The organism is Actinokineospora globicatena (assembly GCF_024171945.1).
In the GTDB taxonomy this organism is placed as follows: domain Bacteria; phylum Actinomycetota; class Actinomycetes; order Mycobacteriales; family Pseudonocardiaceae; genus Actinokineospora; species Actinokineospora globicatena.
This window is the reverse complement of the sequence record NZ_JAMTCR010000004.1, coordinates 158,965-175,871: the sequence shown is the minus strand read 5'-3', so window position 1 is coordinate 175,871 and position 16,907 is coordinate 158,965. Positions and strand designations below refer to the sequence as shown.

Annotated in this window: 19 protein-coding genes; 11 read left to right on the top strand and 8 right to left on the bottom strand. The window is 71.0% G+C overall.

The annotated features are described in order from the left end of the window. Positions 1-101 precede the first annotated feature (101 nt). Together LV79_RS19720 and LV79_RS19715 are read left to right on the top strand one after the other, a co-directional pair. On the top strand, positions 102-2,189 hold the full coding sequence (locus LV79_RS19720) for an ATP-binding protein (protein WP_253838861.1): 2,088 nt from the start codon (positions 102-104) through the stop codon (positions 2,187-2,189). A gap of 92 nt (positions 2,190-2,281) precedes the next feature. Then, a complete protein-coding gene (locus tag LV79_RS19715) occupies positions 2,282-3,568 on the top strand; it encodes an MFS transporter (RefSeq protein ID WP_253838860.1) in 1,287 nt (428 codons plus the stop codon). 43 nt (positions 3,569-3,611) lie between these two features. On the opposite strand, the gene LV79_RS19710 is transcribed toward LV79_RS19715, so the two are convergent. The 5 genes from LV79_RS19710 to LV79_RS19685 form a co-directional block, all read right to left on the bottom strand. Further along, positions 3,612-3,890 carry a hypothetical protein gene (locus LV79_RS19710; RefSeq protein WP_253838858.1) on the bottom strand — a complete coding sequence of 93 codons (279 nt, stop codon included), beginning with the start codon at positions 3,888-3,890 and terminating at the stop codon, positions 3,612-3,614. A gap of 7 nt (positions 3,891-3,897) precedes the next feature. Beyond that, the gene (locus LV79_RS19705; RefSeq protein ID WP_285469930.1) at positions 3,898-5,520 is read right to left on the bottom strand and encodes a methyl-accepting chemotaxis protein; all 1,623 of its coding nucleotides are present in this window, start codon (positions 5,518-5,520) and stop codon (positions 3,898-3,900) included. A 269-nt stretch (positions 5,521-5,789) separates the two neighbouring features. After that, the gene (locus LV79_RS19695) at positions 5,790-6,476 is read right to left on the bottom strand and encodes a hypothetical protein (RefSeq protein WP_253838857.1); all 687 of its coding nucleotides are present in this window, start codon (positions 6,474-6,476) and stop codon (positions 5,790-5,792) included. Positions 6,477-6,645: 169 nt separating this feature from the next. Next, a complete protein-coding gene (locus LV79_RS19690; RefSeq protein ID WP_253838856.1) occupies positions 6,646-8,007 on the bottom strand; it encodes a HAMP domain-containing sensor histidine kinase in 1,362 nt (453 codons plus the stop codon). Further along, positions 8,004-8,687 carry a response regulator transcription factor gene (locus LV79_RS19685; protein ID WP_253838855.1) on the bottom strand — a complete coding sequence of 228 codons (684 nt, stop codon included), beginning with the start codon at positions 8,685-8,687 and terminating at the stop codon, positions 8,004-8,006. Before LV79_RS19685 ends, LV79_RS19690 begins: the two co-directional genes overlap by 4 nt. Positions 8,688-8,976: 289 nt before the next feature. Here LV79_RS19685 and LV79_RS19680 point away from each other — a divergent pair, with 289 nt between their 5' ends. The 7 genes from LV79_RS19680 to LV79_RS19655 all read left to right on the top strand — a co-directional run bounded on the left by LV79_RS19680 (position 8,977) and on the right by LV79_RS19655 (position 13,163). Continuing rightward, positions 8,977-9,360: a hypothetical protein gene (locus LV79_RS19680; RefSeq protein WP_253838854.1), complete on the top strand. Its 384-nt coding sequence runs from the start codon at positions 8,977-8,979 to the stop codon at positions 9,358-9,360. Positions 9,361-9,430: 70 nt separating this feature from the next. Then, positions 9,431-9,838 (top strand): hypothetical protein, encoded by a 408-nt coding sequence (locus LV79_RS19675; protein WP_253838853.1) that lies wholly within the window; start codon positions 9,431-9,433, stop codon positions 9,836-9,838. Between the two features lie 117 nt (positions 9,839-9,955). Continuing rightward, entirely contained in the window at positions 9,956-11,269 is a 1,314-nt protein-coding gene (locus LV79_RS34590; protein ID WP_253838852.1) for a sensor histidine kinase, read from the top strand. 3 nt (positions 11,270-11,272) lie between these two features. Further along, positions 11,273-12,058, top strand: coding sequence for a DNA-binding transcriptional response regulator (locus tag LV79_RS19665; protein WP_253838850.1), 786 nt, complete (start codon positions 11,273-11,275; stop codon positions 12,056-12,058). Then, positions 12,055-12,699: a hypothetical protein gene (locus LV79_RS19660; protein ID WP_253838848.1), complete on the top strand. Its 645-nt coding sequence runs from the start codon at positions 12,055-12,057 to the stop codon at positions 12,697-12,699. Before LV79_RS19665 ends, LV79_RS19660 begins: the two co-directional genes overlap by 4 nt. Positions 12,700-12,747: 48 nt before the next feature. Beyond that, on the top strand, positions 12,748-12,870 hold the full coding sequence (locus LV79_RS34045; protein ID WP_285469931.1) for a hypothetical protein: 123 nt from the start codon (positions 12,748-12,750) through the stop codon (positions 12,868-12,870). A 98-nt stretch (positions 12,871-12,968) separates the two neighbouring features. After that, positions 12,969-13,163, top strand: coding sequence for a glycine zipper domain-containing protein (locus LV79_RS19655; RefSeq protein WP_253838846.1), 195 nt, complete (start codon positions 12,969-12,971; stop codon positions 13,161-13,163). A 76-nt stretch (positions 13,164-13,239) separates the two neighbouring features. Here LV79_RS19655 and LV79_RS19650 read toward each other — a convergent pair whose 3' ends face one another. Beyond that, positions 13,240-13,767 (bottom strand): mycothiol transferase, encoded by a 528-nt coding sequence (locus LV79_RS19650; RefSeq protein ID WP_253838844.1) that lies wholly within the window; start codon positions 13,765-13,767, stop codon positions 13,240-13,242. A 16-nt stretch (positions 13,768-13,783) separates the two neighbouring features. Next, the gene (locus tag LV79_RS19645) at positions 13,784-14,356 is read right to left on the bottom strand and encodes a helix-turn-helix domain-containing protein (protein ID WP_253838842.1); all 573 of its coding nucleotides are present in this window, start codon (positions 14,354-14,356) and stop codon (positions 13,784-13,786) included. Between the two features lie 50 nt (positions 14,357-14,406). Here LV79_RS19645 and LV79_RS19640 point away from each other — a divergent pair, with 50 nt between their 5' ends. Together LV79_RS19640 and LV79_RS19635 are read left to right on the top strand one after the other, a co-directional pair. Beyond that, positions 14,407-15,636 (top strand): MFS transporter, encoded by a 1,230-nt coding sequence (locus LV79_RS19640; protein WP_253838840.1) that lies wholly within the window; start codon positions 14,407-14,409, stop codon positions 15,634-15,636. Positions 15,637-15,676: 40 nt separating this feature from the next. Next, a complete protein-coding gene (locus tag LV79_RS19635) occupies positions 15,677-16,510 on the top strand; it encodes a TerC family protein (protein ID WP_253838838.1) in 834 nt (277 codons plus the stop codon). On the opposite strand, the gene LV79_RS19630 is transcribed toward LV79_RS19635, so the two are convergent. Further along, positions 16,497-16,868 (bottom strand): STAS domain-containing protein, encoded by a 372-nt coding sequence (locus LV79_RS19630; protein WP_253838836.1) that lies wholly within the window; start codon positions 16,866-16,868, stop codon positions 16,497-16,499. The two genes, LV79_RS19635 and LV79_RS19630, sit on opposite strands and share 14 nt — an antisense overlap. Between the last annotated feature and the right edge of the window lie 39 nt (positions 16,869-16,907).

Below are 16,907 nucleotides of genomic sequence, written 5' to 3'. Positions count from 1 at the left end.
GCGAATTCCGGCCCAGTCACCGAAACCACTCTCGGTGGGCGGTGCGCGCCAGTACAGTGACCGCACTTCGATCCTGTTGATCACCCGGCGAGGACGTGCCCGTGACCGACGACACGACGCGAAACCAGTTGACCGCGACGTCGTCCAACGCCGTCCAAGCACACACGATCGTCGGTGGCGTTCACTTCACTACCGCACCGTCAGCGCTACCTGTCCCCCGTCAACTGCCTGCGGACACAGCGCACTTCAACGATCGAGAGAAGTACCTCAAGTCGTTGGGGAACTGGTTGGAGAGCACTGACCCGGTAGCGCCAACGATGATTGTGGGGATCGGTGGCGTCGGTAAGACCTCACTCGCCACGCATTGGGCACACCAGGTTCGCGACCACTTCCCCGATGGCGACCTCTACATAGACCTCCGCGGCTACCACGTCGACGAAGCGGTGACAGCCGAAGACGCGCTGGAACAGATCCTGCGATCTTTGGACATACCGGGCGAACGCATCCCGGTGGGGACCGAGCCGCGCGCCGCGTTGTACCGATCCTTGGTGCACGGCAAGCGGATCCTCATCCTGCTGGACAACGCCGCCACCCCGCACCAGGTCCGGCCGCTGCTCCCCGGCTCGTCGTCGTGCCGCGTGCTGATCACCAGCCGCAGTAGACTGACCGGGTTGGCGACCAGGGAAGGGGCCCAGCGGATGGCGTTGGACGTGCTACCCCCGACGCGCGCGGTCGAGGTGTTGGCCAAGATCGTGGGCGATGAGCGGATCGCGGCGGAGCCGGACGCCGCCGCGGAGTTGGCCAGGGATTGCGGTTATCTCCCACTGGCGTTGCGCATCGTGGGCGGCAGACTCGCGGCGAGCGAGTCGTTGAGCCTGGCCGAGTTCGCGCGGGAGTTGCGCCAAGAGCGGCTGGACGCCTTGGCTGACGACGAGGACCCCGCCGCCGCCGTTCGAGTGGTGTTCTCTTTGTCCTACCGCACGCTGTCTTCTGACGCGGCCAGGTTGTTCCGTCTCCTCGGAGTGGTTCCCGGCGCCGACATCGGCCTAGACGCGGTGCCCGCGTTGGCAGGACTATCGCCCGCGGCGACCCGACGGCTACTAGAGACGTTGGTCAACGCCCATCTCCTGCGCGAGGACTCACCTAGGCGCTACCGGTTCCACGACCTCCTTAGGGTCTACGCGGCTGAACGGGCTAGCGAGGACCCCGAACGCGTAGAGGCGTTGCGGCGTCTGCTCATTTGGTACACCCATGCGGCCGACGCGGCGGCGCGGATGTTCACTCCAAGCTTCACCCGCATCGCCCTGGACCTCGCCGAGACGCCTGCTCCGCTACCGGCCTTCACGGACAGGGCTGACGCGCTGCACTGGTGCGACCAGGAACGGGCGAACCTGGTGACGTCGGTGACGCACGCCGAGCGCGTGGGCGAGCTGGCGCTGGCGTGGCAGTTGCCGGTCGCGATGTTCGGCGCCTTCCTGGCTCGCCGCCCGTTCAACGACTGGGTGGACACGCACCTAGTGGCGTTGCGCGCGGCTAGGACCTGCGGCGAGCCAGCAGCGTTGGCTTGGCTGCACACGAGCATCGCGCTCGCCTATAGAGGGCTGCGTGACTACGCGACAGCTCTAGAGCACTTCGAGCTCGCGCGGGCCGGGTGGCGGGAACTGGGTGAGCGGTGGGCGGAAGCGTGGGCGCTGCGCGACACCGGCGACGTCCAGCACCGCTTGGGTGACGTCGCCTCGGCCGTGGCCACGCTCACCGAGGCACTGGCGATGCACGTCGCCGAGGGCGACGCGTTCGGCGAGGCCACCGCGCTGCGCCTGCTCGGCGAGGCCCAGCACAGCCTCGGCGAGTACGACGCCGCCCTGGCCAACCTGGAGCGCTCGCTGGAGATCCGCAGGCAACAGGGCGACCAGCGCAACATCGCGATCGTCTACGCGGCCATCGGCGCCATCCACAACAGCAAGAACGACCCCACCCGCGCCCTCGAGTACGCGACCCAGGCCCTCCCCCTGGCCGAAGCCCTCGACGACTGGCTCACCGAAGCCCGCGCCCACGACGCCCTAGGAGACGCCCTCCAGCTCCTCGGTAGGCCAGACAGCGCAAGAGAACACTGGGAAGCAGCCCTGCTCTTACTCGAAAAACTCGCCGACCCAGACACCGACATCCTGGAGCGCAAGCTCACCGCCTAACCGGATACCGGTAGAACAAGGCGGAAACAACCCTACACATCTCCCCCGCGCTATGGCACTGTCCAACAACAGACAGCGCCAGGAGGTGGGTCGTGGTCGAGGTCGTCGGCGAGGACATCACGGAGAAGCACCGCTTACCCGTACGCAAACTTGTCGCCGCCAGCGTCGGCAATGCGGTGGAGTGGTACGACTGGACGGTCTATGCCACGTTCAGCACGTACATCGCGAACGCGTTGTTCGAGCCGGGGAGCAAGGCGTTGCTGGCGACGTTCGCGACCTATGCGTTGGCGTTCTTCTTCCGACCGTTGGGTGGGTTCCTGCTGGGGCGGTTCGCGGATACGCGGGGGCGGCGGCCTGCGATGATCCTGACGATCGTGGCGATGGCGGGGGCGTCGTTGGCGATCGGGGTGTTGCCGACGTTCGGGCAGGTGGGGTGGTTGGCGCCGGTGTTGCTGCTGGTGGCCAGGATCGTGCAGGGGCTGTCGATGGGCGGCGAGGTGTCGAACGCGTCGGCCTACCTCGCGGAGATCGCGCCGTCGGCGCGGCGGGGGCGGTACTCGGCGTTCTTCTACATCTCGACCGGGTCGGCGGTGCTGATCGCGTCGCTGCTGGGGTACTCGCTCAACAGCACCCTCGGCAAGGCGGCCATGCAGGACTACGGGTGGCGCATCCCGTTCGTCATCGGTGGCGTCCTCGGCCTCGTCGGCTTGGTCCTGCGCCGCGCGTTGGACGAGACCGAGCAGTTCGAGGACAACAAGGACAAGGCCCGCCGCCTGACCAACCCGCTGATGCTCACCCTGCGCCAACACCCCAAGGCGGTCGGGCAGCTGATCGGCTTCACGATGCTGTCGACCCTGTGCTACTACACGTTCTTCAGCGCCCTGACCCCGTTCGCCATCAACACCAGGAAGGCCGACGACAGCGACGTGTTCCTGGCGCTGTCCATAGGCACCGCGCTGTTCGTGGTCTTGCAGTACCCGATGGGCGCCATCGCCGACCGGTTCGGCCGCAAACCACAGCTCTTGGTCTGGGCAGCGGCGATAGCGGTAACGAGCTACCCACTGTCCACACTGGTACGCCCCGGGTCGGCCAACCTGATCGTGGTCTTCTGCGTAGGCCTCGGCTTCTACACCGCCATGACCTCGATAGCCCCCGCCATCATGAGCGAACTCTTCCCCACCGAACTCCGCGGCCTAGGCATCGGCGCCTGGTACAACCTCACGGTAGCCCTATTCGGCGGCACAGCCCCTCTAGTCGTAACCGCCCTAGCCGACGCGGGCGCCTCAACCATCTTCTTCTGGTACCTCACCGGCGCCGCCGTGATCGCCTTCTTCGTCATCCTCACCCTCCCCGAGACCAAGGGCACCGACCTCCGTTAGGCCCACCGTCCACTGTGACCACGATGGCCCCCGGTGAGCCTGGTTATTCGGCGCTGCGGACCAGGGCGTGGGCGGCGGAGAGGGCGGTGTGGGTGCCGGAGCGGATGCGGAAGGCCTGGGCGCACAGGGAGAGGACCGGGTCGATGCCCTCCATGGCGGTGATGAGGGTGGTCAGGGCGTCGGCGTCGGGTTCGGTGCCGGTGAGGTTGGCCTTGGCGCGCAGGGTGGACCACACCTGGTCGGCGGTGGTCGGGTGCAGGCGGCGGATGGCGTTCTCGGCGTCGGCGACGGTGGGGCGGCGGAAGCCGTAGGGGTCGGTCATGGCGGCCTCAGTAGTGGAAGACGCGGACGAGGGCGTCGAGCTTGGTGGCCAGGGTGGACAGGTCGTCGGCGGCGGCCTGGCTGGCGCGGGCGCTCTCGGTGGTCGCGGTGGTGACCTCGGCGACGGCGCCGAAGGTGGCCGACAGCTCGCCGCTGCCGGTGGCGGCCGCGGCGATGGCGCGGCTCATCTCGGCTGTGGTGGCCGACTGCTGCTCCACGGCGGAGGCCACCGTGGTCGAGTGGTCGGTGATCTGGCCGACGACGTCCTGGATCTCCTGGACCGAGCGGGCCGCGCCCGCGGTACCGGCCTGGATGGCCTCGACCCGCTGGGAGATGCCCTCGGTGGCCTTGGCGGTGGCCTGGGCCAGGTCCTTGACCTCGCTGGCGACCACGGCGAAGCCCTTGCCGGCGTCACCCGCCCGAGCGGCCTCGATGGTGGCGTTGAGCGCGAGCAGGTTGGTCTGCTCGGCGATCGAGGTGATCATCTTGACCACCTCGCCGATCTCGGAGCTGGCCTCGGCGAGCGCGGCGATCTGCGCGCCGGTCTCGGTGGCCGCCGTCAGCGACTGCTGGGCCACGTCGGCGGCCTGCCCGGCGCTGCTGGCGATCTCGGCGATCGACGAGGTCATCTCCTCGGCGCTGACCGACATCGACCGGACGCTCTCACTGACCCGGCCCGCGGTGTCGGCCGCGGTCCCGGCGTGCTCGGCGGCCTGGCCGGAGCCCGCGCTGAGCCCGCCGCTGACCTCGGACAAGCGGACCGACGCCGAGGTCAGCGCGATGGCGGTGCCCGCCAGCTCGGACACGGTCTCGCGGACGGTGTCCATGGCGGTGTCGAAGTCGCGGCCCATCACGGCGAGCTCGTCGCGGCCGTGGATGCCCGCGTGCCCGGTGAGGTCCTTGGCGGCGAGCGCGGCGATGGCGGTGCCGACCTTGCGCAGGCTGCCCCGGATGCCCCGCACCACGTAGTAGCCGACGGCGAGCGCGAGCAGGATGCCCGCGACCAGCACGACGATGATCGTGGTGCGCGAGGACACGTAGTCGGCGGTGACCGACTCCTGGCGCTGCTCGGCGGCCTTCGCCTCGCGCAGGACCATGGCGGCCACCAGGTCCTCGGCGGCCTTGGCTGCGGGTACGAGCTTGGTGTCGCGCAGGAACCCGACGGCGTCCACGTCGTGGGCGCGGCCCGCGGGCAGCACCTCCTCGTCGCGGATGCGCTGGTACTCGGCCCACTTCGCGCGGACCTGCTCGACCAGCGACGGGTCGGTGGTGTACTTCGCGTAGGCGTCGAGGTCCTCGGTGAACGCGGCGTCGTCGTCGCGCAGCGCCTGCTCGTACTTGGCGAGCGTCGCCGGGGTGGTCGACAGCGCGTGGTTGAGCACGTTGCGGCGGGTGCTCTCCATGTCGACGCGGACCTCGTAGATCTGCTCGACCGGCAGCAGGCCGTTGGTGTAGAGCTGCTCGGCGGCGGTGTCCATGGACCCCATGCGCACGATCGAGAGCACCCCGACCCCGGCGGCGACGACCGCGAGCAGCCCCACCGTCCCCAGGACCTTCGTACCGACCTTGCGGTTGGCCAGCCAGCGCCCCACGGGGGAGCCCTTCGGCCGCCCCGTCCCCTGCTCGCTCACCCGAGCCTCTTCCCGCCCCGGCCCCGTCACGGGCACCATCGCGAGCAGGTTCGGCAGGCGGGGCTTCGTTCTGAGGAGACCGAGAACGAAGTCCCCCGAATCCCCACCGTGCCGGACGAAGCCCGGCACGGTGGGGCGAGGTCCAGCGGTCCGCTCGACTACCCGACGGGTGAGGGCGAGGCTCAGCACCCTGATGGGTGACGGCGAGGTGTGGCGGGTCCCCGGACGCCGGGGGGACACGTCCTGGGGACCCGCGGGTGGGCGTCGGCTCAGCCGCGCCCAGGTCCGTCGCCTCGGTCGCCTCCTCGGCGGTCACCGCCGCGGTCGTCGCGGCTGCGGTCGTCGCTGCCGCCCCAGCGGCCGCGGAAGTCGCCGTCGCCCCGGCGGTCGGGGCCCCCGCGCAGGTCGCCGCCGCGATCACGGGCGTCGACGACCCGTGGGCGGTCGTCGTGGTCGTGCAGCGCGAGGGCGGTGATGCCCGCACCGACCGCGCCGCCGATGAGCAGCGCCGCGACCACCAAGGTCGCCCGGTGCCGGGCCACCCGACCGGTCGTCGCCCCAGCCCGACGCCACCGCGACCTCGGCGGCACCGCACCTGGGGCGTGCACGTACGCGGTCGACTGCCCGTCCGCCTGGGGGGCCTGCTCCGGATGCGGCAGGTGCTCGGTCGACTGCGCGGCGGGGCCCGACTGCCCCGCGGGATCCGGCTGGACGCCTCCGCTTGCCTGCTCAGCACCACCCGGCTGCCCGGCAGAGCCCGAGTGCGCTGCCGGACCTGCCTCCCCAGCGGAACCCGACTGGCCAGCGGCGCCAGTCTCGCCTGCAGTACCCGACTGGCCCGCACCAGGCTGGGCGAGACGCTCCGTCGGCTGGGCAGGCGTCTCCGGCTGCCCCAGCGGCTGGGTCGGCTGGGTCCCCTCGGCGCGGGGGGTGTTCGGGTCCTGCGGTGTGGTCATCAGCGGTGCCTTTCCGGTGCGGTCACGCGGTCCCCCCGCGCGGCAGCGGCGGTGACGGGTTCGTGGCGACCACCGCACCGGAGGTCCACATCGGACAGGTGGGTGGTCAGCACACCACAGACGATGGCCGAGCTTCATGAGACGACGATGAGAGACAGGTCGCGCTTCGTTAAGAAACCAGCGGCAGCAGGATCGACACCCGCGCACCCCCACCGGGCGCGGACCCGACAGCCCCGAGCCCGCCGTGCTGCGCCGCGACCTGGGCGACGATGGCCAGCCCGAGCCCCGATCCCGGCAGCGACTTCGCGGCGGCGGCCCGGTAGAAGCGCTCGAAGACGTACGGCATGTCCTTCTCCGCGATCCCCGGCCCCTCGTCGTCGACGTCCACCCGGGCCCACCCGCGGTCGGTTGTGACGCGAGTGGTGACCGTGCTCCCAGCGGGACTCCACTTGGCCGCGTTGTCCAAGAGGTTCAGCACAGCGCGCTCCAACGACACCGGACGCGCGAGCACCACGGCGGGCTCGAACTCGGTCACGTACCGCACGTGGGTAGTCCTGGCGCGGGCTCGTTCCACGGCAGGCCCAACGACGTCAGCCAGGTCTAGCGGCTCCTCCACCTCCGGCGACCGGTCCCCGGTAGACAGATCGACTAGCTCGCCGATAAGAGTCGTGAGTTCCTCAGTCTGGGCACGCAGATCAGCCAGCAGCCGCGCCCGGTCGTCGGCAGGCAGGTCCTTCGTGCGGGTATCGGCGTGGATCAGCAGCTCGATGTTGTTGCGCAGACTGGTCAACGGGGTGCGAAGCTCGTGCCCGGCGTCTTGCGCGAGGCGGCGTTGCGCGTCACGGGAGTCGGCGAGGGCGGTCAGCATGGCGTTGATGGCGCCACCGAGCCGGGCGATCTCGTCGGTGCCGCGCACCGCGATCCCCGCCGAGAGGTCCTGCGTCCTGGCCACCCGCTCAGCGGCGGCCGTGAGGTCGTCGACCGGGCGCAGCGCGGTGCGGGCCACCAGCCACCCGGCGATGGCCGCGAGCGCTACCCCGACCAGGCCGACGAGCCCGTGCCAGAGCTGGAGCTCGTCCAGGGTGTCCTCGACGGCCTCCACGTCCATCGCCACCTGCACCGCGCCGCCCTGGCGTTGCACGGTCAGCACCCGGTAGCGGTCGCCGCCGAGGTCCACCTCCTCGATGAGCCGGGCGCCCATCCCCGCCGCGACCGCGACCGCACGGCTGCTCAGCGGGATGAGCGGCCCACCGCTGGTGCCCCTGACCTGCCCCGTCCGGTCGACGAACTGCACGACCAGGTCGTCCCCACGCCGAGGTCCCCGGGTGCGGTCGTCGCGCAGCAGGACGATGGCGTCGGCGGGCGAAGCCGCGACGACAGCGATCCGGGCGGCGGACTGGAGCCGGTCGTCGAAGTCCCGGTTCAGCTTGCCGCGCACCAGCAACCACGAGGTCAGCGCGACCCCGAGCACCGCGACGGCGACCGCCCCGACGGCCAGCGCGGTCAGCCGTGACCGCAGCGACAGCCTCACAACGGCTCCTCCCGCAGGACGTAGCCGACGCCGCGCACCGTGTGCAGCAGCCGGGGCTCCCCGTCGGCCTCCAGCTTGCGGCGCAGGTAGCCGACGTAGACGTCGAGCCCGTTGGACGCCGCGCCGAAGTCGTAGCCCCAGACCTGCTCGAACATCAGGGTGCGGGTGAGCACGATGCGCGGGTGGCGCAGGAAGGCCTCCAGGATCGCGAACTCGGTCCTGGTCAGCCGCAGCGGCCTGCCGCTCCGGGTGACCTCGCGCGTGGCCGGGTCGAGCACCACGTCGGCGAAGCGCAGCGAGGTGTCGGCGGTGGCGTTGTACTCGGTCCTGCGCAGCAGCGCGCGCACCCTGGCCAGCAGTTCCTGCAGCGCGAACGGCTTGACCAGGTAGTCGTCGGCGCCCGCCTCCAGCCCGGCGACCCGGTCGTCGACGCCGGTGCGCGCGGTCAGCATGAGGATCGGCACGTAGTTGCCCTCGGCGCGCAGCACCCGGCACGCGTCGAGGCCGTCGAGCACCGGCATGGTGACGTCGAGCAGCACGCCGTCCGGTCGCGCGGAGCGGATCAGGCTGAGCGCGGCGGCCCCGTCGCCCGCCGTCGAGACGGTGTAGCCCTCGAACCGCAGGGTCCGCGACAGCGAGTCCCGCACGGCCGCCTCGTCGTCGACGATCACCAGGTGCACGACACCTCCGCTGAGCTGGTACTCCGGTCACTCCCACGATCGCACACCCCGTGACCGGCGCCCGTACACCCACCGGGATCGGCGGCGGCGCCGTCGGCGGACCCCGTCCGAGTGCATTGTGGACCGTCGCCGGTAGCGGAGACCAGCAACGGCATGTGGGCAGCTCACCCACAGGCGTGGGACGTCCTCACCAGCGGGGGAACACCGTTGAGGGAAAGCGGCCGGGTGATGAGACTCGGTGTGACGAATCCGGTCCGGTCGGGGGACCGCCACCAGCGCAGGAGGAACCATGTCGACCACTCAGATCACCGCCGCCGAAGCCGCCGCACTGCTCTCGGCGCGCGCGCTGCCCGAGACCAGGATCCACCCGTCGGCCCGCAACACCCAGGACCACACCTTCACCTTCATGGGCGCCTTCCGGATCGAGGCGACCATCTCCACCGACGACGGGGTGTCCGCGCTGATCACCGCCTACGCGGTCGGCGTCCGGCTGTTCCAGTACACCGTCGACCAGGCGAACCCGACCATGCGCGCGGCGGGCAGCATCGCGGGCTTCAAGCTGGCGATGGAGGCCGACCTGGTCAGCGACCCGAGCAGGCTGGTGTTCGAGGGCGAGGGCTGCGTGCCGATCGAGGGCTGCCAGCAGCTGCACCACGTGCTGCCGGTCGACTGACCCCGGCACCCTCCCGGTCCACTGTGGACGCTTTTCGACGGCGGCCACGTGGATCGGGATACTGGGTGCTGTGGATCGAGACAAAGAAGTGGCCGCCGCGATAGCCGAGGTCAGGGCGGCGCGTGGGGCCACGGCCAGACCTGCTCTCTGGTTGCGGTTGCTGATCGGGGTGTGGCACGGGATCGCCGCGGCGGTCCGCTTCCTGGTCGAGTTCCTGGCCGAACTCCTGGGCGAGTTCGTGCTGGGCATGCTGGCCGTCGGCCTGTTCGTCGGTCTGCTGGCCGCGATCGGCTGGGGCCTGGTCACCGCCCCGCTGCCCACCGCCGTCCTGGTCGCGGCCCTGCTGGTGTTCCTCGGCCTGGCCGTCCGCGAGACCTTCTTCGGTGCCAAGCGCGGCCGGACGCGCCCGATCCTCGGGGGCGTGGGCCTGGCCACCGCCCTCTGGGCCAGCTACGTCCTGATGTACTACGTCAACTAGGCCTGATGGCCCACCGCGCGCCTCTACGCCGCAGGAGTGCGAAGTTTCCCCTTCCTGCCGCGACTGATCTGTGACGACCATGAAACCCACTGGTGGTGGTCGACGATCAGGAGTGTTGTGCGGGGTTTCGACGAGGCCCAGGTCAGGTTCAGCACCGCCGTCCGGGCCGCGGCGCCGTTGTGGGCGGCGGGGTGCTGGATCCGGGCCGGGCTGCTGGCCGGGGTCTGGCTGACCCTGCTGTGGGCGGACCCGGCCGATCGGGTGCGCGGGGCGGCGCACCTGCTGGTGGGCACCGGCGCGGTGCTGCTGGCCTTCGCCCACGTGCGGCCGGAGACGCTGGCGGCGTTGGGCCGCGTGCCGGGGCTGCGGCGGTTGGTCGGCCACCTCACCTCGACCTCCGGCCGGGCGACGGTCGACGCCTCGGGGCTCGCCGAAGGCGCTGGTGCGCTGCTGGCGACGTGGCTGTTCGCCGGGCCGTTCCCGTTGGCGTCGTTGCCGCCCGGGGTGCGCGTGGTCGGCCTGGTGCTGGCGATCCTGTACGTGTGGGAGGCCGTGCTGCAGGCGGTGATCGATCCCGGCTGGTACAGCGTGGAGCAGCCGCCGCCGCGCGGGATGCGGGTGTTCCGCTACACCTTCGCGCCGGTGCTCAGCTCGATCATCCTGGTCGGCGCCGCCCCCTACACCGAGCACGCGGTGTCCACGGCGGCCTGGCTCGTGCTGAGCGCGACCCCGTTCCTCTACTACCCGGTCTGGGCGGCGTTCGACGTGCTGCTGCGCGCGTCGGTCAGCCACGCCCGCACCAGCCACCTGCTCAACCGGCAGGAGATCGCGATCGACCTGCACAGCCAGGTGAAGAACTCGGCCGGGTTGCTGCAGCGCTACGTCGACGAGCCCGCGCCGGTGTTGGCCGAGGTGCGCAGCCTCGCCCGCGAGGTGCTGATGCGGGTGGAAGAGCTGCGCCGCGACGTCCTGGACGTGCACCGCGACCAACGTCGTAGGCACTTCGGCGACCTGTGGGAGACCACGCAGCGAGTACTGCCGTCGCACTGGCGCCCCGCGTGCGTACTGCGGGACGGCGCGGAGGTAGTGCTAGGTCCGGCGGACGCGCAAATCGCCCGACGGGTGCTCCCGGACCTACTCACCAACGCGCTCAACGCCGGTGCCGAGTCGGTAGAGCTAACTTGCTGGGCGGATGCGGATGAGGTGGTGCTAACCGTGCGCGATGACGGACCGGGCATCTCCCCGGATGACTTAGACCGGCCGCACGGGAGTGCGGCGTTGCTCCGCGGGCGGCTGGTGCTCTTCGGCGGCGACATCGAGTGGACGGCGACCGGGGTGGGCACCCTGGTCCGCGCCCGGTGGCGGACCCAGTCGCACGAGGCGGGCACCCGGTTGAGCCCACCGGGGACCGACCGGCGCGGGGGGCGCTGACCGATGCGGATCGTGGTGGTGGACGACATCCTGGAGGTGGGCAACACCGTGGCCAGGGCGCTCGACGGCAGCGGGCACGAGGTGCGGGTGCTGCTGAGCCCGGCCGCGGTGGGCACCGCGCTCGCCGGGCACCGGTTCGACCTGGCGTTCGTCGACCTGGACTTCTCCTACGAGTCGAGCGAGACGGGTCTCACCGCGTTGCGCCACCTGGCCGCCGCAGACGTGCCCGCCGTCGTGTACTCGGCCGACAGCGAGGAGAACCGCGCGCTGCTGTTGCTGGCCGCCTTCCAGCACTACGCGCCGCTGGCCCTGCTGTCCAAGAGCGCCACCCAGGACCAGATCCGGGCGTTGGTCAAGCAGCTGGTGGGGTCCGGGATGCGACCCGCCACCGACCCGCTGTCCCAGCGCTATCGTCCACAAGGGACACCTACCGTGCTGGACCAGCTGGTGCGCAACCAGACCGAACTCACGATCTGGCGCCTGCTCTCCCAGTACGCGGACCGCAACGAGGTGGCCATCGCGGCGCACGTGCACTCGCGGACCGTGGACAAGTTCCTGGCCACCCACTACCCGGTGATGCGCGAGGTGGAGGCCCGGTTGCGGTCGCTCCCGCGCGAACCGGAGACGCCCAAGAAGCACCTGCTGGCACCGATGCACGCCTTCGCCGTCAAGCACGCGAGGTTCTTCGCCGACACCGAACTGGAGGCGCTGGTGCGCGACCGGCAACCACCCGCCCGCAGGACCACCGCCGCGTCCCGGGCCGCGCGCAAGTACCGAGACCGCCCGTGACGCCCTGGCCGCTCGGCCTGGACTGGGTGAGCGGCGTGGTGATCGCGTTCGCCATCACCCCCGGCGGACACGTGGCACTGGCGCTGCTCCTGGAGCGCCGGATCATCCGCCCCCGCGCGGAGTTCACCGCGCTGGCCTACGGCGATCCCCTGCTGTGCGTGGCGTGCGGCATCGGTTTCGCGTTGACACCGGACGGCCTCCCCCGTGCGGTCGCGTTCCTCGGCACGGCCGCGGCGGTCGTCGTGTCCTGCGCGGTGTGGCTGGGATTCGGCCTCTGGCAATGGGTCGACGAGCTGCGACGCGGCTACTACACGGCGGCGCAAGCGTTTTCGCCGACCAAGGTGTGGCACCAGCTGGTCGTGTACCCGATTTTCGGGACCCTCGTTGGCTTCGCGGGACTTGCCGGACTCGCGGCCCCCATCACGGGAGTCGCGTCAGTGCTCGGGAAGGTCGCGATCGGCGGCGCGCTCGCGGCCTGGGTGTTGATGAACGTCCACGACCGGTCCCACCCGCGCCTGGGACACCCGCCGTACGACTGGCGCCGCTTGCGACCGTCACCGCGGCCGTGGCCACGCACGTCCACCACCTTGCGCACACCGTACGAAGTTTCCCATTCCGACCGACCCGACGACGCCGGATAGTTGGTGTCACCGGACGGGGAAAGGTCCGGGAGAAGTCGGGAGGCGGACATGAGCAAGAAGAAGGCCAACGAGCGGACCGTCGAACAGGTGGCCATCGCGACCGGGGTGTGCGTGCTCACGAGCACCATCGTCGGCACCCTCATCGTCGACGGCTGCTTCGGCGACGACTGAACCACCCGAGCACCGAGCACCACCAGGCACAGAGCACCACCCAGGCACCGCACACCACATAGGCACTGACCAACGCACACCAGCAGGGGAGCAAGGCAATGGCGAGGAAGACCAACGAGGAGATCATCATCGAGACCGTCGCCACCGGCGTCGGCGCGGGCATCGGCCAGGCGGTCGGCGCCAAGACCGGCGCGGCGATCGGCTTCGCCGCGGGCGGCCCGGTCGGCGCCGCCATCGGCGCGAGCATCGGTTTCCTGGCCACCACCATGATCACCGAGGCGGCCACCGAGTGAGGCTCAACCCCCGTGTGCGGGGTCGGTCACCCGGCCCCGCACACACCCACGCCGTCAGTCCACACCGGACAGACCGTCAGGACACCGGGCGCCACCCCGGCGGTGGGTCCTCCCCCACGCGCCCGTCCACGGACTCGCGCAGCAAGTCCGCGTGCCCCGTGTGCCGCCCGTACTCCTCGACCAGGTCGCACACCAGCCTCCGCAGGCTGACGTGGTTCCCCTGGTCGTCGCTGAGGTGCACCAACTGCTCCAGCCCGCCATCGGCCAACGCCGTGGTCAGGCGCGCACGGGAGCGCTCCACCGCCGCGTCCCAGATCGCGTAGTGCTGCGCGGGGCTCGCGTCCGTGGGACCGAAGCCCCAGTGCGGGTCGCCATCCCAGGGCGCGCCGGACAGCCGGACCGTGAAGATGTGGTCCTCCACGACCGCGAGGTGCCGCAGCAGCTTGCCGATGGTCAGCTCCGAGGCGCCGACGCGGGCGGCGAGCCCCTCGGCGTCGAGGTCGTCGGCCTTCCAGCGGAACGTCGTGCGCAGCCGGTCCAAGGCCCCGACGAGGTGCTCGGCCTCGGTACCCGCCAGGGGTGGTTCCCACGGGGTGTCAGTCATGTGTCCACTGTAGAGCTCACAGCGGTTTGGCGCGGACGTGCATGCGCTCGCCCTGGGAGCCGAACAGGCTCAGGATCTCCACCGGCGCCTCCCCCGTGCTGCCGAACCAGTGCGGCAACCGGGTGTCGAACTCGGCCGCCTCCCCCGCCTTGAGCACCACGTCGTGCTCGGCGAGGACCAGGCGGAGCTTGCCGTTGAGGACGTAGAGCCACTCGTAGCCCGAGTGCGTGCGCGGGTCCGGGTCGCAGCGGGTGACCGGGATGACCATCTTGAACGCCTGCGGACCGCCGGGGTGCTGGGTCAGCGGGAGGATCGTCGCGTCGGCGTGCCGGATCGGCTTGAGCCGGACCCTCGGGTCGCCGACGGCGGGCGCGCCGACGAGGTCGTCGAGCGGGACCTGGTAGGCGCGGGCCAGCGGGAGCAGCAGTTCCAGGTTGGGTTTGCGCTCGCCGGACTCCAGCCGCGACAGGGTGCTGACCGAGATGCCGGTGGTCTCGGCGAGCTGGGTCAGCGTGGTGCCCCTGCTCTTGCGCAGCGCCCGCAGCCGAGGGCCGACGGCGGACAGGACCGCGTCGTCGTCGTTTGCCATACCGGCAAGAGTACTTGCTGGAATTTGCTGGTCAAGCACACGCTGTGGCCATGACCAAGCGCGCGGCGCTCGCCGCTCTCACCCTCTCGATGCTGCTGCCGTCGTTGAGCACCAGCATCGCCAGCGTCGCGGCGCCCACCCTGGCGGTGGCCTTCGACGCGACCTTCGCCGAGGTCCAGTGGGTGGTGCTGGCGTTCCTCGTCGCCGTCACCGCGCTGACCGTCCTCGCGGGCCACCTCGGTGACACGACCGGCCGAAGACGCCTGTTCCTGGTCGGCATCGCCCTGTTCGGCGTCATGTCCGCGGCCTGCGCGGCGGCGCCCTCGCTGGGGGCGCTCGTCGCGGCCAGGGCGGGTCAGGGCGTCGGCGCGGCGATCATGATGGCGCTGACCGCGGCATTCGTGAGCGAGGCCGTCCCCAGGGAGCGGATCGGCACCGCGATGGGCCTGCTCGGCACCGTGTCCGCCGTCGGCACCGCGATGGGACCGCCGCTCGGGGGCGCGTTGATCGCCGCGTTCGGCTGGCAGGCGATCTTCCTGGTCGCCGTCCCGCTCAGCGCCGTCGCGTTCACCCTCGCCGTCCGCCACCTCCCGGACCCGCCCAAGGCCCCGCGCGCCCGGCTCAGCGCCGCTGTCCTGCGCGACCGCACCCGGGCGGCGAACCTGCTGCTCAGCGCGATCGTCACCACGGTCCTGATGTCCACCCTGGTCGTCGGCCCGTTCTACCTGACCGGCGGGCTCGGCCTCGACACCGCCGTCGTCGGCGCGGTCATGGCCGCGGGTCCGCTGGTCGCGGCGCTGGGCGGGCTCCCGGCGGGCCGGGTGGTGGACTGGCTCGGCACCCGCCGCACCACGCTGCTCGGCCTCGGCGGGATGGCCGCCGGATGCCTGGCACTGGCGACGCTGCCCGCGAGCCTCGGGATCCCCGGCTACGTCATCCCGGTCGTCGTGATCACCGGGAGCTTCGCCCAGTTCCAGGCCGCCAACAGCACCGAGGTCGTCGCGGGCGCGCCCGCCACCAGCCGGGGCGCGGTCTCCGGCATGCTCGCGCTGTCGCGGCAAGTGGGGCTCATCCTGGGCACCTCGGCGATGGGCTGGGTGTTCACCGCCGCCGCCGGGACCGCAGATATCACCGGTGCCACGCCGGGTGACGTCGCGACCGCGTTGCGCACCACGTTCGTGGTCGGCGCCGCGCTGATCGCCTGCGCCATCGGCGTGGCGATCACCACACGCCGGTCCGTTTCATCCCGAATGGGTGAAACTGTGCCGACCCGGGTATGAGCGGGGTACACCGGACGACCCAGCGGAGGACGATCAGCGCATGGACTGGATGCTCAGCCCCGAGTTGTGGATCGCCTTCGGCACCCTGCTGCTGCTGGAGGTCGTCCTCGGGATCGACAACATCGTGTTCATCTCCATCCTGGCGGGCAGGCTGCCACCCGAGCAGCAGCAACGGGCCAGGATCGTCGGCCTCTCGCTCGCGCTGATCACCCGGCTGCTGCTGCTGGCGTCACTGTCGTGGGTGATCGGGCTGACCGCCCCGCTGTTCACCGCGCTCGGCCAGGAGATCTCCGGCCGCGACCTGATCCTGCTGCTCGGCGGCCTGTTCCTGCTCGGCAAGGCGACCTTCGAGATCCACGAGCAACTGGAGGGCACCGAGCACGCGACCACCCGCAAGGCGGTGTCGTTCAGCTCGGTGATCGCCCAGATCCTGGTGCTGGACGTGGTGTTCTCGCTGGACTCGGTGATCACCGCGGTCGGCATGGTCGACGAGCTGGGCATCATGGTCGCCGCCGTCGTGGTGGCCATGGTGATCATGCTGGTGTCGGCCAAGGCGATCAGCGAGTTCGTCAACCGGCACCCCACGGTGAAGATGCTCGCGCTGTCGTTCCTGCTGCTCATCGGCGGCAGCCTCATCGCCGAGGGCTTCGACCAGCACATCCCCAAGGGCTACGTGTACGGCCCGATCGCGTTCTCGGTGTTCGTGGAGTTCCTCAACCTGCGGGCCAAGGCCAAGCGGGCGGCGCAGCCGGTGCACCTGCACCCCACCTACGTCAAGGACACGGCCACCAAGGGCGACGGCGACACCCAGGGCGACAGTGATTCCAAGGGCAACAGCGATACCAAGGGCAACAGCGGAGTCAGCGACCGCTGACCACCCGGTCCACCGCCGCCCTGGCCTCCCGCACACCGGCGAACACCGGCACCCGCTCGCTGACCCCGGCGACCCGCAGCACCCGGTAGGCAGCCCCACCGGTGTCGACGACCAGGCACACCCGCGCCCGGCCGCGCGCGCACCCGGCGACGAACCGGTTGATCAACCGGGCGCCGTGCGCCGAGGGCAGCGCGACGTCGAGCAGGTCGAGCACCACGACCGCACCCGGCTCGCACGCCGCGCAGACCGCCCGCAGCTCGGCGTCGACCGCCGCCACGTCGACCGCGCCGACCTCCCCCGCCACCCGCACCACCACGGCCCACCCGGTCAGCGCCCAGCTGACCTCGACCCCACGCACCAACCCACACCCCACGACCGTCGGACGAGGGGATACATC

Excerpts from the sequence above, each read along its gene's own strand:
- LV79_RS34045 (WP_285469931.1), top strand. The coding sequence starts at position 12,748 with ATGAGCAAGAAGAAGGCCAACGAGCGGACCGTCGAACAGGTGGCCATC.
- LV79_RS19680 (WP_253838854.1), top strand. The coding sequence starts at position 8,977 with ATGTCGACCACTCAGATCACCGCCGCCGAAGCCGCCGCACTGCTCTCG.
- LV79_RS19645 (WP_253838842.1), bottom strand. The coding sequence starts at position 14,356 with ATGGCAAACGACGACGACGCGGTCCTGTCCGCCGTCGGCCCTCGGCTG.
- LV79_RS19665 (WP_253838850.1), top strand. The coding sequence starts at position 11,273 with ATGCGGATCGTGGTGGTGGACGACATCCTGGAGGTGGGCAACACCGTG.
- LV79_RS19695 (WP_253838857.1), bottom strand. The coding sequence starts at position 6,476 with ATGACCACACCGCAGGACCCGAACACCCCCCGCGCCGAGGGGACCCAG.
- LV79_RS19640 (WP_253838840.1), top strand. The coding sequence starts at position 14,407 with ATGACCAAGCGCGCGGCGCTCGCCGCTCTCACCCTCTCGATGCTGCTG.
- LV79_RS19650 (WP_253838844.1), bottom strand. The coding sequence starts at position 13,767 with ATGACTGACACCCCGTGGGAACCACCCCTGGCGGGTACCGAGGCCGAG.
- LV79_RS19655 (WP_253838846.1), top strand. The coding sequence starts at position 12,969 with ATGGCGAGGAAGACCAACGAGGAGATCATCATCGAGACCGTCGCCACC.
- LV79_RS19635 (WP_253838838.1), top strand. The coding sequence starts at position 15,677 with ATGGACTGGATGCTCAGCCCCGAGTTGTGGATCGCCTTCGGCACCCTG.
- LV79_RS19710 (WP_253838858.1), bottom strand. The coding sequence starts at position 3,890 with ATGACCGACCCCTACGGCTTCCGCCGCCCCACCGTCGCCGACGCCGAG.